This window comes from Actinacidiphila paucisporea, from assembly GCF_900142575.1.
Lineage (GTDB): Bacteria > Actinomycetota > Actinomycetes > Streptomycetales > Streptomycetaceae > Actinacidiphila > Actinacidiphila paucisporea.
This window is the reverse complement of the sequence record NZ_FRBI01000029.1, coordinates 57,409-72,050: the sequence shown is the minus strand read 5'-3', so window position 1 is coordinate 72,050 and position 14,642 is coordinate 57,409. Positions and strand designations below refer to the sequence as shown.

Annotated in this window: 13 protein-coding genes; 3 read left to right on the top strand and 10 right to left on the bottom strand. The window is 71.2% G+C overall.

Annotated elements, in window-relative coordinates; all coding sequences use genetic code 11:
- The first annotated feature begins 123 nt into the window (after positions 1-123).
- A complete protein-coding gene (locus tag BUE44_RS30380) occupies positions 124-1,470 on the top strand; it encodes a M1 family metallopeptidase (RefSeq protein ID WP_073502236.1) in 1,347 nt (448 codons plus the stop codon).
- A gap of 36 nt (positions 1,471-1,506) precedes the next feature.
- Here BUE44_RS30380 and BUE44_RS30375 read toward each other — a convergent pair whose 3' ends face one another.
- Positions 1,507-3,666 (bottom strand): RecQ family ATP-dependent DNA helicase, encoded by a 2,160-nt coding sequence (locus BUE44_RS30375; protein ID WP_073502235.1) that lies wholly within the window; start codon positions 3,664-3,666, stop codon positions 1,507-1,509.
- Positions 3,667-4,131: 465 nt separating this feature from the next.
- Here BUE44_RS30375 and BUE44_RS30370 point away from each other — a divergent pair, with 465 nt between their 5' ends.
- Entirely contained in the window at positions 4,132-4,722 is a 591-nt protein-coding gene (locus tag BUE44_RS30370) for a hypothetical protein (RefSeq protein ID WP_073502234.1), read from the top strand.
- Between the two features lie 37 nt (positions 4,723-4,759).
- On the opposite strand, the gene BUE44_RS30365 is transcribed toward BUE44_RS30370, so the two are convergent.
- The 6 genes from BUE44_RS30365 to BUE44_RS30340 all read right to left on the bottom strand — a co-directional run bounded on the left by BUE44_RS30365 (position 4,760) and on the right by BUE44_RS30340 (position 9,510).
- On the bottom strand, positions 4,760-5,428 hold the full coding sequence (locus BUE44_RS30365; RefSeq protein ID WP_073502233.1) for a hypothetical protein: 669 nt from the start codon (positions 5,426-5,428) through the stop codon (positions 4,760-4,762).
- A 54-nt stretch (positions 5,429-5,482) separates the two neighbouring features.
- Positions 5,483-6,175 carry a ribonuclease HII gene (locus BUE44_RS30360; RefSeq protein WP_073502232.1) on the bottom strand — a complete coding sequence of 231 codons (693 nt, stop codon included), beginning with the start codon at positions 6,173-6,175 and terminating at the stop codon, positions 5,483-5,485.
- 48 nt (positions 6,176-6,223) lie between these two features.
- The gene (locus BUE44_RS30355) at positions 6,224-7,129 is read right to left on the bottom strand and encodes an ADP-ribosylglycohydrolase family protein (RefSeq protein ID WP_073502231.1); all 906 of its coding nucleotides are present in this window, start codon (positions 7,127-7,129) and stop codon (positions 6,224-6,226) included.
- 55 nt (positions 7,130-7,184) lie between these two features.
- Complete coding sequence (locus tag BUE44_RS30350) at positions 7,185-7,847, bottom strand: histidine phosphatase family protein (protein WP_073502258.1); 663 nt, start codon at positions 7,845-7,847, stop codon at positions 7,185-7,187.
- Between the two features lie 98 nt (positions 7,848-7,945).
- Entirely contained in the window at positions 7,946-8,782 is an 837-nt protein-coding gene (locus BUE44_RS30345; RefSeq protein ID WP_073502230.1) for an SDR family NAD(P)-dependent oxidoreductase, read from the bottom strand.
- Positions 8,779-9,510 carry an SDR family oxidoreductase gene (locus BUE44_RS30340; RefSeq protein WP_073502229.1) on the bottom strand — a complete coding sequence of 244 codons (732 nt, stop codon included), beginning with the start codon at positions 9,508-9,510 and terminating at the stop codon, positions 8,779-8,781. Before BUE44_RS30340 ends, BUE44_RS30345 begins: the two co-directional genes overlap by 4 nt.
- 72 nt (positions 9,511-9,582) lie before the next feature.
- Between BUE44_RS30340 and BUE44_RS30335 the strand changes: the two genes are divergently transcribed.
- On the top strand, positions 9,583-10,182 hold the full coding sequence (locus tag BUE44_RS30335; protein WP_073502228.1) for a TetR/AcrR family transcriptional regulator: 600 nt from the start codon (positions 9,583-9,585) through the stop codon (positions 10,180-10,182).
- 14 nt (positions 10,183-10,196) lie between these two features.
- Here the strand turns inward: BUE44_RS30335 and BUE44_RS30330 are convergent, their stop codons facing one another.
- The 3 genes from BUE44_RS30330 to nrdR all read right to left on the bottom strand — a co-directional run bounded on the left by BUE44_RS30330 (position 10,197) and on the right by nrdR (position 14,436).
- Complete coding sequence (locus BUE44_RS30330; protein WP_073502227.1) at positions 10,197-10,802, bottom strand: DUF4937 domain-containing protein; 606 nt, start codon at positions 10,800-10,802, stop codon at positions 10,197-10,199.
- 143 nt (positions 10,803-10,945) lie between these two features.
- Positions 10,946-13,807 (bottom strand): vitamin B12-dependent ribonucleotide reductase, encoded by a 2,862-nt coding sequence (locus BUE44_RS30325; protein WP_073502226.1) that lies wholly within the window; start codon positions 13,805-13,807, stop codon positions 10,946-10,948.
- Positions 13,808-13,923: 116 nt separating this feature from the next.
- Positions 13,924-14,436 (bottom strand): transcriptional regulator NrdR, encoded by a 513-nt coding sequence (nrdR, locus tag BUE44_RS30320; RefSeq protein ID WP_073502225.1) that lies wholly within the window; start codon positions 14,434-14,436, stop codon positions 13,924-13,926.
- Positions 14,437-14,642: the final 206 nt, after the last annotated feature.

Genomic DNA, 14,642 nt, shown 5'->3' with positions numbered 1-14,642 from the left:
CTGTTCCGGTGAAAGCACGGCTCGGGTCTGACGGCCGGGTTTGACGGTCCGGGCTCGGCAAAGGATGAGGCACGGCTTTTTGCGACGCGGTCCGTCCTGCGACTACGAGGGAGCGAGGGACCGTTGAGCCACAAGCGAGCGCCGGAGGCGGATCGGTACTTCCCCGCGCACGGCGACATCCGCTACCGCGTCCACCGCTACGAGCTGGCCCTGGACTACCGCCCCGCGTCCAACCGGCTGCGCGGGACAGCCCGGCTCAGTGCGGTGGCCGGCGGCGCCGCGCTGCGCGAGTTCGTCCTCGACCTGGCCGGCTTCCGGCTCCAGCGCGTCGTGGTCGACGGCAGGCCCGCGCACTACTCGCACCGCGCGGGGCGGCTGCGGGTCCGCCCCGCGAAGGCGGTGGAGGCGGGCGCGGCCTTCACCGTCGAGGTCCACTACGCCGGCAATCCGCAGCCCATCGCCAGCCCGTGGGGCGGACTGGGCTGGGAGGAACTGACGGACGGCGCGCTGGTGGCGAGCCAGCCGGTCGGCGCGCCGTCGTGGTATCCGTGCAACGACCGGCCCGCGGACAAGGCGTCCTACCAGGTCTCGGTCACCGTCCCGTCTGCGTACACCGTGGTCGTCGGAGGCACGCTGCTGTCCAGGACCACCAGGTCCAGCAGCACCACGTGGGTCTACGAGCAGGCGGCTCCCACCTCCAGCTACCTGGTGACCGTCTCGATCGGCAGGTACGAGGCCGTGCGGCTGGTGGGCGGCGGCTCGGTGTTCGCGCCGCGCCGCCCGGTGCCGCAGACCGGCTACGTACCGGCCGGACGGCGCGAGGAGTTCGCCGTCGACTTCGGGCGCCAGACCCGCATCATGGACTTCTTCGAGGACGTCTTCGGACCGTATCCCTTCGGCGAGTACACGGTGGTGGTGGCCGACGAGGAGCTGGACGTGCCGGTCGAGGCGCAGGGCCTGGCCACCTTCGGCACCAACCACCTGGGGGGGCGGCGCCGCTCGGAGCGGCTGGTCGCGCACGAGCTGGCCCACCAGTGGTTCGGCAACAGCCTCTCGATCGGCGACTGGCGGCACATCTGGCTCAATGAAGGCTTCGCCAAATACGCCGAGTGGCTGTGGTCCGAGCACACCGGCGGCCCGTCCGCCGCCGCACTCGCCACCGCCGCGTACGACGGGCTGGCCCGGCTGCCGCAGGACCTGGTGCTTGGCGACCCGGGCCGCCGGCTGATGTTCGACGACCGGCTCTACCAGCGCGGCGGCCTGGCGGTGCACGCGCTGCGCCGTGCCTTGGGCGAGGGCCCGTTCTTCCGCATGCTCAAGGGCTGGACGGCGGTGCACCGCCACGGCGTGGTGACCACGGCCGGCCTCGCGGCGCATGCCGCGCATTACGCCTCCCGCCCGCTGGACCCGGTCTTCGACGCGTGGGTGCACCGGGCGGCGCTGCCGCCGATCGGCGACCTGGGCGGCTGACACGCCTCGGGATGACCCGGCCGGGGCGAGGGCGGACTACCCGGCCAGGGCCAGGACCAGCGGGAGCACCTGATCGGCACCGGCCTGGCGCAGGAGGCGCGCGCCGACGGCCAGGGTCCAGCCGGAGTCGGCGTAGTCGTCCACGAGCAGGACGGGGCCGGGCGTGGCGGCCAGAGCGGCGGCGACGTCGTCGGGCACCGTGAACGAGGCGGCCAGGGCACGCAGCCGCTGGGCGGAGTTGCTGCGGTGCGCGGCATATTCCCCAGCCTGCGGGGCGTAGGCCAGAGTGCCGAGCAGCGGGAGCCTGCCGACCCGGGCGAGCCCTGCTGCCAGGGAGGAGACCAGTTGCGGCCGGGTGCGCGACGGCATGGCGACGACGCCGACCGGGCGTCCCTGCGCGTCGGGAGCGCCACTGGCCCAGCCGCCCGGTGAGCGCGCCCAGTCGGCCACCACCGTCACCACGGCGGTCAGCACGTCGTCCGGGACGGGTGCGTCCGCCGCCGATTCGGACAGTAGCGGGCGCAGCCTGTTGCCCCAGCCGATGTCCGACAGCCTGCCCAGCGCACGCCCGGTGGCCGCCTGCTGGCCGGCGGGGATGCGGCCTTTGAGGTCGACGCCGACCGCCGCCATGCCCGTCGGCCACATGCGGCGCGGCTCGACCTCGACACCCGGGCGGTCCAACTCGCCGGCCGCGCCGGAAAGGGCGCCCGAGGAGACGACAGCGTCGAGCCAGGGCCCGGCGCAGTTGTCGCAGCGGCCGCAGGGGGCCGCCTTCTCGTCATCGAGCTGGCGTTGCAGGAATTCCATCCGGCACCCTGTGGTCGCTACGTAGTCCCGCATGGCCTGCTGCTCCGCCTCGCGCTGGCGGGCCACCCACGCGTAGCGCTCCGCGTCGTACGCCCACTGCTGCCCGGTGGCGGTCCAGCCGCCCTTCACCCGCTTGACCGCCCCGTCCACGTCCAGGACCTTCAGCATCGTCTCCAGGCGCGAGCGCCGGAGGTCCACCAGCGGCTCCAGTGCCGGCAGCGACAAGGGGCGACCGGCCTCCTCCAACACGGCCAAGGTGCGCCGCACCTGCTCCTCGGGCGGGAAGCCCACCGAGGCGAAATACCTCCAGATCGCCTCGTCCTCCCGGCCCGGCAGCAGAAGGACGTCCGCATGGTCCACGCCACGTCCAGCACGTCCCACCTGCTGGTAATAGGCGATGGGGGACGAGGGCGACCCCAGGTGCACGACGAATCCGAGGTCGGGCTTGTCGAAGCCCATTCCCAGCGCGGAGGTCGCCACCAGCGCCTTCACCCGGTTGGCCAGCAGGTCCTCCTCCGCCTGCAACCGGTCCGCGTTCTCCGTCTTGCCTGTGTAGGAGGCCACCGGGTAACCGCGCTGCCGCAGGAAGGCCGCGACCTCCTCAGCCGCCGCCACCGTCAGCGTGTAGATGATCCCCGAGCCCGGCATATCCCCCAGCCGTTCGCCCAGCCATGCCAGCCGATGCGCCGCGTCCGGCAGCTGCAACACCCCGAGCCGCAGGCTCTCCCGGTCCAGCGGCCCGCGCAGCACCAGGGCATCGCCGCTGCCCGTCCCCAACTGCTCGGCAACATCCTCGGTCACCCGGGCGTTCGCCGTCGCGGTCGTCGCCAGCACCGGGACCCCGGCCGGCAGCTCCGCCAGCATGGTGCGCAGCCGACGGTAGTCAGGCCGGAAGTCGTGGCCCCAGTCGGAGATGCAGTGCGCCTCGTCCACCACCAGCAGACCGGTGGTGGCGGCGAGTTTCGGCAGCACTTGGTCACGGAAATCGACGGAGTTGAGGCGTTCAGGACTTACCAGGAGAACGTCGGTCTCGCCGCGCTCCACCTCCCCGTGGATGGTCTCCCACTCCTCCGGATTCGCCGAGTTGATGGTCCGCGCGCGGATACCGGCGCGAGCTGCCGCCTCGACCTGGTTGCGCATCAGAGCCAGCAGCGGGGAGATGATCACCGTGGGACCCGCGCCGCGCCGCCGCAGCAGAGCGGTGGCCACGAAATACACCGCGGACTTGCCCCAGCCGGTGCGCTGCACGACCAGCGCCCGCCTGCGCTCCTCCACCAGGGCCGCCACCGCCTGCCACTGGTCCTCGCGCAGCCTCGCCGAACCGCTCGGGTCACGAACGAGTTCGGCGAGGACGGCATCGGCTTCGGCGCGCAACTCCAGGGTGTCCATACCCCCATGCAACCCGATGGCAAGGACAATCCACCACTCCACCCCGCCGTCGGCTCCGACTTCCCCGAGCGGATGCCCGGCGCGTACGGGCACTGCACGCATCGTCCGCGCCGGTAAGGCGGTGGGTTGAAGCTGTGAAGGCGGCAGCGCGTCCCGCGCCTCCCGCAGTCGATTCTCGGACAGGGGCCGGCCACGGGCTGTGACCGCCCTCGGGCCGCGCAGGGGTCGCCCTTCCCATGCGTTCTCGCTGGTCCCGGCGGTGAAGGGGTGCGGAGGCCAGGGGGTTGCGGCGGGGTCGGGATCTATCAGACGGACGGGACCATTCCGGTCGTGACCGCCAATTGCCCGTTGCCGCAGGGCAATACGCGGGGAAGAATTGGACACGGATCCCCGAACGGCTCTCCGAGCCCCCTGACCGGCGCACGCCCGCGGCCGGTCCACGGGTGCATCCGTGAAGGGAGGACCGTGACCATCGGCTTCGTTCCGCAGGCGTCCTCCGCTCTCACCTCCCCGGCGTCGCGCACGCTGGAGCCGGCGGAGTGGACCGACGTCGGCGTCCCGCTGCTCGCGAGCCCGCGCGAAGTGGTCAAGGACCTGCACGCCAGGCATCTGCCGGCGCCGTCGACCGCCGTGGTCGCGGTCTACGACCCGGACGGGCGAATACGCGCCAGCGCCTCGTTCGCCGGCCGCGGCGGGATCGTGGACGGCTGGGAGCACCGCAATGCGCTGCTGTCCCACCTGCGTCGCGTCATCCCCCACGACCTGAGGCTGCGCAAGCCCGTGCGTACCGCGGTGTTGATGGTCTGCCGCGAGGGATCGCCGGGGTGGACCCCGGAGGACGGTGCCTGGATGTGGGGGCTGCGGGACGCCTGTACCTTGCACGGACTGCGCTGCGGCTCATATGTGACGCTCACCGCCGGCGGCTGGCAGGTGATCGGTGAGAACCGCGCCGGGCGTACGCCGAATTCGGCCTCGTGGTCGCGCGCCAAAACCGACCCGCCGCCGCTTGCCGCCAACGGCAGGCCGCACACGCTGCGGCACGCCTCCGCCCGCTGAGCGGCACCGGGCGGGGACGTCCCCGCCCGGCGTCGGTTCAGGCGCTGGCGCCGAGCGCACTGTTGATACGCGCCGGGTCTCCGCACACGATCAGCAGCAGGCCGGCACGGGCCAGCGCGGTGCCCAGGGCTCGCGGCAGCGTGTCGTCGCTGCCGCCGTTGAGCGCCACCACCACGACGGGCCTGCCGGTGGCACGCGAGGCGGTGATGTCGGCGTAGAAGACGTCGTCGGCGGCGGCGTGCTGTGCCCAGTAGGACACCTCGCCGAAGCTCAGTTCGTGGACGGCCCACGGGTGCTGATCGCCGGTGGTGAGCACCAGGATCTCGCCCGGGGCGCGGCCGGTGTCGAGCAGCAGGTCGACGGCCTCCTCGGCCGCGTCGAGCGCGCCCTCGGCCGGGGCGGGGATGAGCTGGATCTGTGCGGCTTCCGTGGTGGTGGACAGGTGCTGCTCAGGCACCGCCGCGGCAGCGGCCGGGGCCGGCGAAGGCGCAGCCGTGGGACCGGTGGTGCCGGTCTGGCCGGTTCCCGCGTGAGCGGAAGCCGAGCCGACGGTGGCGACCGCCCTCGGCGGCGCCGGCCGCGGCGCAGCGGGCCGGGGCGGACCTGGGACAGGACGGGGGGTCGACGCACTCCGGCCGCTGGTCGGAGCAGTGCGGGGACCCGGGACGCTCTCGTGAATCTGAGGCTCCTCGGGGGTGAGAGGCATGGGTTGATGTCTATCAAATGCGCACCGGATGCGCAGCGGCGGGTGCGCGCCGGATCAGAAATCGAAACCGAGTTGTTCCCCTGAGTCGTCCGGGTTACGCACCTTTTTCAGGTGCTGCCAGCGCGGCATCGAGTCCAGGTACGACCACGACATCCGGTGCAGCGGTGTCGGCCCCAGTTCCTCAAGTGCCGAGCGGTGGACGGGCGAGGGGTAGCCCGCGTTGTCGCCGAAAGCGAACGGCGCGTAGTCGGCGCCGACTTCGGCCATCTGCCCGTCGCGCCGCACCTTGGCGATGACCGAGGCGGCGGCGACCGACACGCACGACACGTCGCCCTTGATCACCGTCCTGACCTGCCACGGCCCGCCGCCGCCCAGGTAGTTGTGCTTGCCGTCGAGTATGACCGCCTCCGGCGGCTCGGGCAGCCCGTCGAGGGCGCGCAGCGCCGCGAGCCGCAGGGCGGCCGTCATGCCCAGCCCGTCGATCTCCTCCGGGGACGCCTGGCCGAGCGCGTAGGAGGTGACCCAGCCGGTCAGTACGGCTGCCAGCCGGGTGCGGCGATTGGGGGCGATCAGCTTGGAGTCGGTGAGGCCTTCCGGCGGACGGCGCAGACCTGTGACGGCGGCGCAAACGGTGACCGGTCCGGCCCAGGCGCCGCGCCCCACCTCGTCGACGCCTGCGACGGTCTTCACACCGAGCGTGGCACGCATCGAACGCTCGACGCTGTGTGTGGGTGGTTGGTACGCCATGGCGGGCACCAGCTTACCCGCCGCTCGCCGGCCGCTTCCACGGGCCGATCAGGACATCACGGCCCAGTCGGGCAGCGCTTCGGTCCGCTCGGTCCATGCCGCCGGCGGTTCGCCGCCCGGCCGTGCCGCGACGATGCCGCCCACGATCGCGCAGGTCGTGTCGACGTCGCCGCCGACCTTCGCGGTGGTCCAGAACGCCTGCTCGTAGTTGCCGAGGTGGCGTGCGGCCGACCAGAGGGCGAAGGGCACGGTGTCGTGGGCGCTGGTCCGGCGGCCGCAGCCGAGCACCGCGGCGACGGTGGCGACGTCGGCGTAGTCGAGCATGTCCCGGGCCCTGCGGATGCCCGCCTGGACAGCGCTGCGCGGCACGAGGTCGAGGACCGCGCCGAGCAGCCCGGGCGGGTCCTGCGGGCCCGCGGGGTCGGCGGCGAGCGCCGCTGCGGCGGCCACTGCCATCGCTCCGGCGACTGCCTCGCGGTGCTGGTGGGTGGTGTACGCCGAGATCTCGGCCTGATGGCTGGCCTGGACGGGGTCGCCGGCATACCAGGCGCCGAGCGGGGCCACCCGCATCGCGGCGCCGTTGCCCCAGGAACCCTGCCCGTTGAAGAGCCCGGCCGCCAGTTCCCGCCAGTCGGCGCCCTCCTGGCGGATGAGCCGCAGCATGCGGTTGACAGCGGGGCCGTAACCCCGGTCGAAGTCGTGGTGCTCGGCGAAGGACAGCGCGAGCGCGTCCTGGTCGATGCGGCCGTGGCGGACGAGTACGGCGAGCACGGAGCAGGCCATTTCGGTGTCGTCCGTCCACTGCCAGGTGCCTGGCGGCAGTTCGCCGCTCTGCAGTGCGCTGTAGTGAGCCGGGACGAAGAACTGGGAGCCGAGGGCGTCGCCCACGGCGAGGCCGCGGAGGCTGGTGAGGGCGCGGGAGACTCGCGCGGAGTGGGTGGTGTGAGCCGTCATGTCGTCGGAACTCTGGCATCATGCCTGTTTCGGGTCAATCTCCTTGTGCCGAAACTCACCCGTAGCTGCCGCCGGGCGGCCCCGGGGTACGCCAGCGTTCGAACGGCCGGTCCAGGGCGTAGCGGCCCGATGCGCCGAGGAGCAAGGTGCGCGTCTCGGCGTTGTCCGGATTGCACAGGGCCTCGAACTCCTCGACGGTCCAGTGGAACCAGCGCATGCAGAACAGCCGCATGGTGAGGCCGTGGGTGACGATCAGGACGTTCGGCGGGAAGTCCTCCTTGTCGAAGGCGCGGTAGAGGGTCTCCAGGAACGCCCCGACCCGGTCGTAGACGTCGGCGCCGCTCTCCCCCATCGCGAACCGGTAGAAGAAGTGGCCGTAGGCGTCGCGCGCCTTGCGCTGCCGCTGGATGTCCTCGATGTCCTGCCAGTTGCCCCAGTCCTGCTCCCTGAGCCGGGGCTCCTCCTTGGCCCGCGTCAGGCGGGGGTCCAGGCGTAGCGCGCGATAGGTGTTCCAGGTGCGCCGGTAAGGGGACACGAAAGCCTGCACCCGCTCGTCGCCGAACAGCCGGCGCAGCCGCTCGCCGGCCTCGGCGGCCTGGCGCATGCCGACGGCGGTGAGTTCCAGGGCGTGGTCGGGCACCCGCTCGTAAATGGTGTCGTCCCTGTTGCCCTGGGACTCGCCGTGTCGGATGAGCACGATGCGGCGAGGGCGTCCCATGAAGACGAGCCTATGGTGCGACCGGTTCAGCGGCTCGCCGGGGCCGCCGACCAGGTCGCCCGCCATGCCGCAGGTGGGGCGCACGTCGGGCCGATCGGTCAGTGCCCGGCCCCGGCAGGTCCTGCCAGCAGGTGGTCCGACAATTCCCGCAGCTTTCGCCGGGCCTCGGGGTCGTACGCCTGCCGGTCGGCCCACGCCTCGTCGAGCCCGTTGAAATAGCGGCCGCTGCCGGGATCCGCCGCATTGATGAGCCGCAGCGTCGCCACACCGCCCTCCTCGACGGTGCTCCACGGGCTGACGCCGACCTCCCGCACCATCGTCGTGTCCATGAAAGTGGCCGGGTGCAGTGCGTCCACCGTGACGCCCGTCCCGCGCAATTCCTCGGCGAGGTCGAAGGTGAACATGATCTGCGCCAGCTTGCTCTGGGAATACGCCCGCGTCGCGTCGTAACCCGCGGCCAGCATCGGGTCGGCGAAGTCGATGGCATGCTGCCCCGCCGAGGCGACATTGACGATCCGGGACGGCGCCGAGCCGATGAGCAGCGGCAGTAGCCGGCGGGTCAGCCGATATCCGGCCAGGTAATTCACCGCGAACCTGCGTTCGACCCCGAAAGCGTCGACCTGCCGCCGGCCGCCGGGTGAGGCGCCGCCGATCCCCGCGTTGTTCACCAGCACATCCAGCCGGTCGGTCCGGGCGGCCACCTCGTCGGCCAGCCGGTCGACCTCGGGCAGCTCGGCGAGGTCGGCGAGCAGCACCTCGGCCCGGTCCTCGCCGGTGGCCTCCCGCACCTGTCTGCGCACCTCCTGCGCGCGCCCCTCGTGCCGGCCGTGGATCAGGACCCGGTCACCCGCCTCGGCCAGCCGCAGGGCCAGCCAGCGGCCCATTCCGTCGGTGGATCCGGTGATCAGTACGGTCCGCCGCCCCGGGCCGGTCACAGCGCGGCCGGCCGCAGGCGCGACCCGCCGTCGACCGAGAGCACCACACCGGTGGTGAAGGTCGCGCCGATCAGGTACCCGATCGCCCCGGCGATGTCCTCGGGACGCCCCACCCGGCCGGCCGGCGCGGTCGCCGCGAAGCCGTCGAACGCCTGCTGCCGGGCCTCGGCGTCCATCCAGTCCCACCACGGAGTGTCGATGATCCCCGGCGAGACGGCGTTGACCCGTATCGGCGCCAGCTCGACGGCCAGGACCGGGACCATCGCCTCGACGGCCGCATTGACAGCGGCGAGTCCGGCCGTGCCGGGACGGGCCGAGCCGGCCGAGCCCGCCGTGACGAAGGTGATCGAGCCACCGGGGCGCAGTGCCTTCAGCGCTCCCTGGGCGGCGACGGTCTGGGCCACCAGCTTGCCTTCCGCCGCGGCCCGCAGGTCGGCTACCGGCAGGTTCTCAAAGGGACCCGCGGCGGTGCTGCCGGTGACGGCCACCACCACGTGGTCGATCTGGTCGAGCCCGGCGAAGAAGTCATGGGTGGCCGTCTCGTCCAGCGCGTCCAGCGACACGCCGGACGCGCCCTGCCCGAGCCGCGCGAGAGCGGCGTCCAGCCTGCTCTTGTCCCGACCGGCGATGATCACCTCGCGGCCGGCCCGCAGCTGCTCCTCCGCAGCGGCCAGGCCGATTCCCGATGTGCCGCCGATGACGACGACACGTTCTGTCGATGCGGACATTGCGCTCCCCCATTACGAGACATGCTGACTCGTTAACCATATGCGAGACAGTCTGCCTTGTAAAGTGACCTCATGGACGACACACCCGCGCGGGGCAGGCCCCGCAGCGAGACAGCCAGACGCGCCGTGCTCGACGCGGCACTGCAGCTGTGCCAGAGCGGCGGCTACCAGGGGCTGACGATGAAAGGCATCGCACTGACCGCGGGGGTCGGCCGGCAGACCGTCTACCGCTGGTGGCCCGCCAAGCAGGACGTGCTGATCGACGCCCTGCGCGACCTCGCGCTGCGCAAGGCTGAGCATTTGGACCCGGAGACCGGCGACACGCTGCGCGACGTACGCACTCTGCTCAACGCCACCTTCACTCTGACCACCTCCCTCACCGGCAAGGCGCTGGTCGGGCTGATGGCCGAGGCGCAGCACGACCCGGCGCTGTCGCACCGGCTTCAGGCGACCGTCATCGGCCCGCGACGCCAGGCGCTTCGAGCGCTGCTGGCCCGCGGAGTGGCGGACGGTTCGCTCGAAGGCGACGCCGCGGCGCTCGACCTCGCCGTCGACTTCGCCTTCGGCACCATGTGGTACCGGCTGATCAGCCAGCACGCCCCGGTGGACACCGCACTGGCCGAGCAGATCACCGCGGCGCTCGCGACGCTGCTACGTCCCGCCGCCGCGTGAGGGCGCCGCCGCACTCACACCGTCCACGCCTGCACGACATCGACCACGTCGCCGGCGACGGACAGCACATCGCCGTCGAGGCCGGCCCGGTCCGACAGGCGGGCGACCGCGCTCTCTCGGTATTTGCCGCGCTCCGTGGCGGTATCCCAGGCAGAGAACACCAGGAAGTCGTCGTCCACGCCCTGCGCGAAGACGCCGCGCAGCATGCCTGGTGAGCCGGCCATCGCGGGGTTCCAGACGCGTTCCTGCATCTGGACGAAGTGGTCGACGCGCTCGGGACGCACCTTGCACAGCGCCACCCGCAGCAGGTCGACGTCGGAGAAGCGCGGCTCGAAGCCGACCTTCACGTCCAGCCTGGTGGTGAAGTCCCGCGCCGCCAGCATCTCGAACGTGCCGGCCTGGGTAGCCGCCAGGGCGTCGTGTGGCCCCGCCATGAAGGCGTCGTAGGACGCCCTCGCGTCCCAGAAGGCGAAGAGATGCACCACGCCGGGCTGGGAACGGCTGAAACCGCCGCCCTGTCCGTGGAAACCAGGCTGCTGCCTGAGCGCCGCCCATCTGCGCTGCCCCCGGTCGAACCCGGCCTGATCCAGGACGCCGCAGCGTATCCACTTCACCAACACCGCGCCATCGTAGTGGCGCGGAGGGGGGAGAACGTCCCCGCGCGCGACTCAGGTCCGCGCCGAGCGCACGAAATGGTGGGGTGCGGGCCCGCGGGCCCGCACCCCACCACTGTCATTTACCGGTCAGCCGGTCGATCCGCGGGTCAGCTGCACCCGCTGGTCGAGCCGCAACCCTCGCACAGGTAGCAGCTGCCGGCGCGGCGCATCTTGGTGCCGCACGAGAAGCACAGCGGTGCGTCGGCGTTGAGGCCGAGCTGGATCTCCAGCAGCTCCGTGGAGTTGTGCGCCTCCTTGGGCGCCGGGACGGCCGCGGGGGGCTTGGCCACGGTCAGCGGCGTACGGGCTTCGACCTGCCGCGGGGCGGACTGGGCCAGGCCCTCGACGTCGACGTCGTCGGCCTCGTACGAGCCGGTGTCGAGGTGCCGCTGCCGCTCGTCGGCGGAGTGGATGCCGAGCGCCGAGCGGGTCTCGAAGGGCAGGAAGTCCAGCGCCAGGCGGCGGAAGATGTAGTCGACGATCGACTGCGCCATCCGCACGTCCGGGTCGTCGGTGAGTCCGGCCGGCTCGAAGCGCATGTTCGTGAACTTCGAGACGTAGGTCTCCAGCGGAACGCCGTACTGCATGCCCACCGAGACGGCGATGGAAAAGGCGTCCATCATGCCGGCGAGGGTGGAGCCCTGCTTGGACATCTTCAGGAAGACCTCGCCCAGACCGTCGTCCGGGTACGAATTCGCCGTCATGTAGCCCTCGGCGCCACCGACGGTGAAGGACGTGGTAATGCCGGGACGGCCCTTGGGCAGGCGCTTGCGCACCGGGCGGTACTCGACGACCTTCTCGACCTGCGCGGGCGCCTGCGCCGCCTTCTCGTCTTTCTTCTTGGCCGAGAGCGGCTGGCCGACCTTGCAGTTGTCGCGGTAGATCGCCAGCGCCTTCAGGCCGAGCTTCCAGCCCTCGTAGTAGACCTCTTCGACCTCCTCGACGGTGGCGGTCTCCGGCAGGTTCACCGTCTTGGAGATGGCACCGGACAGGAAGGGCTGGGCGGCGGCCATCATGCGCACGTGGCCCATGGCCGAGATCGCCCGCTCACCCATGGCGCAGTCGAAGACCTCGTAGTGCTCGTGCTTGAGGCCGGGCGCGTCGATCACGTTGCCGTGCTCGGCGATGTGGGCGACGATCGCCTCGATCTGCTCGGGCTGGTAGCCGAGCCTGCGCAGCGCGGTGGGGACCGTGTTGTTCACGATCTGCATCGAGCCGCCGCCGACGAGCTTCTTGAACTTCACCAGGGCCAGGTCCGGTTCGACACCCGTGGTGTCGCAGTCCATCATCAGGCCGATCGTGCCGGTGGGCGCGAGGACCGAGGCCTGCGCATTGCGGAAGCCGTTCTTCTCGCCGAGCCTGATGACGTCCTGCCACGCCTCGGTCGCCGCCGCCCAGACCGGGCTGTCCAGGTCGTCGACCCTGCGCGCGGCGCCGTTGGCGTCGGAGTGCTGCTTCATGACGCGCTTGTGAGCGTCGGCGTTGCGGGCGTAGCCGTCGTAGGCGCCGACGACCGCGGCAAGTTCCGCGGACCGCCTGTAGGACGTACCGGTCATCAGGGAGGTGATGGCACCGGCGAGACCGCGGCCGCCGTCCGAGTCGTACGCGTGGCCGGTTGCCATCAGCAGGGCGCCCAGGTTGGCGTATCCGATGCCCAGCTGGCGGAATGCCCGGGTGGTCTCGCCGATCTTCTCGGTCGGGAAGTCGGCGAAGGAGATGGAGATGTCCATCGCGGTGATGACCAGCTCGACGACCTTCGCGAAACGCTCGGCGTCGAAGGACTGGTGGCCCTCGCCGTCGTCGCGCAGGAACTTCAGCAGGTTCAGCGAGGCCAGGTTGCAGCTGGAGTTGTCCAGGTGCATGTACTCGCTGCACGGGTTGGACGCGGTGATCCGGCCGGTCTCCGGCGAGGTGTGCCAGTGGTTGATCGTGTCGTCGTACTGGATGCCCGGGTCGGCGCATGCCCAGGCCGCCTCGGCCAGCTTGCGGAACAGCGACCGAGCGTCGACCTCCTCGATGACCTCGCCGGTCATCCGGGCGCGCAGGCCGAAGGGCGCCGCCGACTCGTACGCCTTCATGAACTCGTCGTTGACGCGGACCGAGTTGTTGGCGTTCTGGTACTGGACGGACGTGATGTCGTCACCGCCCAGGTCCATGTCGAAGCCCGCGTCACGAAGGGCGCGGATCTTCTCCTCCTCCTTGACCTTCGTCTCGATGAAGGCCTCGACGTCGGGGTGGTCGACGTCCAGGACGACCATCTTGGCGGCGCGGCGCGTGGCACCGCCCGACTTGATGGTGCCCGCGGAGGCGTCGGCCCCGCGCATGAAGGAGACAGGCCCCGAGGCGTTGCCGCCGGAGGAGAGCAGTTCCTTGGAGGAGCGGATACGGGACAGGTTCAGGCCGGCGCCCGAGCCGCCCTTGAAGATCATGCCTTCTTCCTTGTACCAGTCGAGGATCGACTCCATGGAGTCGTCGACGGACAGGATGAAGCACGCGGAGACCTGCTGGGGCTGCGCGGTGCCGACGTTGAACCAGACCGGCGAGTTGAAGCTGAAGACCTGGTGCAGCAGCGCGTAGGTGAGCTCGTGCTCGAAGACCTCGGCCTCGTCGGGAGAGCTGAAGTAGCCGTACTTCTCGCCCGCCTTGCGGTAGGTGAGCACCACCCGGTCGATCAGCTGCTTGAGGCTCTTCTCGCGTTGCGGGCTGCCCACCGCGCCGCGGAAGTACTTGCTGGTGACGATGTTGACCGCGTTCACCGACCAGAAGTCGGGGAACTCGACGCCACGCTGCTCGAAGTTGATCGAACCGTCGCGCCAGTTGGTCATGACGACGTCACGGTGCTCCCAGACCACCTCGTCGTACGGATGCACGCCGGGGGTGGTGTGGATGCGCTCCATGCGCAGGCCCTTGCTCGTCTTGGACCCCTTGGTGCGGGAACCGCGCGCCGGGCCGCTCGTCGTCTCTGTCATTCCGCCTCCCTATACGGGCGAAAACGCCCTGATGTGCGCGGTTCTTCCCGCTGCACGGTGTCGTCCACAGCCGGCGCGCGTCGCGCTCCGGCGGAAATCTGTGTCCTGCGCGCCGCTCAGTCGGCGGCGGATGCGGGCGCGGGGACACCGAGGTCCTCGTCGAGCCCGCCAGGAGTGGTGGGTGGCCGCTGCTCGCGCAGCTCCGTGATGGCCCTCTCGAAGTCCTCGAGCGAGTCGAAGGCGCGGTAGACCGAGGCGAACCGCAGGTAGGCGACGAGGTCGAGGTCCTGGAGGGGACCGAGTATGGCCAGTCCCACGTCGTGGGTCGACAGCTCCGCGCTGCCGGTGGCCCTGACCGCCTCCTCGACCCGCTGCCCGAGCTGGGCGAGGGCGTCCTCGGTGACGGGGCGACCCTGGCATGCCTTGCGCACGCCGGCGATCACCTTGCCGCGGCTGAACGGCTCCGTGACGCCGCTGCGCTTGATCACCATCAGTGACGCGGTCTCCACCGTCGTGAACCGGCGACCGCAGTCGGGGCACTGGCGCCGCCGGCGGATCGAGGCACCGTCATCTGTGGTGCGGCTGTCGACGACACGGCTGTCGGGGTGTCGGCAGAAGGGGCAGTGCATCGTTCCTACTCCCTCCCTCACTCCGTGGTGAGCGCGCGACAAGACGGCTTCCGCGGTGTCGTGCGACCCCGAGAAGCAGCCTCAAGCATAGGTGACCACTGCTGCGTTGGACCCGCCGGGGTCCCTAGCGGACCACAACCCGTGGGGGCCGGGCCCTATCCAACCACTAGATGTGGTGGAGTGGATTCAACCGGCTCGCCGCGCGT

Bases quoted from the DNA above. Each gene is read 5' to 3' on its own strand.
- BUE44_RS30340 (WP_073502229.1), bottom strand. From the start codon at position 9,510: ATGTCCGCATCGACAGAACGTGTCGTCGTCATCGGCGGCACATCGGGA.
- BUE44_RS30350 (WP_073502258.1), bottom strand. From the start codon at position 7,847: ATGGGACGCCCTCGCCGCATCGTGCTCATCCGACACGGCGAGTCCCAG.
- BUE44_RS30375 (WP_073502235.1), bottom strand. From the start codon at position 3,666: ATGGACACCCTGGAGTTGCGCGCCGAAGCCGATGCCGTCCTCGCCGAA.
- BUE44_RS30325 (WP_073502226.1), bottom strand. From the start codon at position 13,807: ATGACAGAGACGACGAGCGGCCCGGCGCGCGGTTCCCGCACCAAGGGG.
- BUE44_RS30365 (WP_073502233.1), bottom strand. From the start codon at position 5,428: ATGCCTCTCACCCCCGAGGAGCCTCAGATTCACGAGAGCGTCCCGGGT.
- nrdR (WP_073502225.1), bottom strand. From the start codon at position 14,436: ATGCACTGCCCCTTCTGCCGACACCCCGACAGCCGTGTCGTCGACAGC.
- BUE44_RS30360 (WP_073502232.1), bottom strand. From the start codon at position 6,175: ATGGCGTACCAACCACCCACACACAGCGTCGAGCGTTCGATGCGTGCC.
- BUE44_RS30335 (WP_073502228.1), top strand. From the start codon at position 9,583: ATGGACGACACACCCGCGCGGGGCAGGCCCCGCAGCGAGACAGCCAGA.
- BUE44_RS30355 (WP_073502231.1), bottom strand. From the start codon at position 7,129: ATGACGGCTCACACCACCCACTCCGCGCGAGTCTCCCGCGCCCTCACC.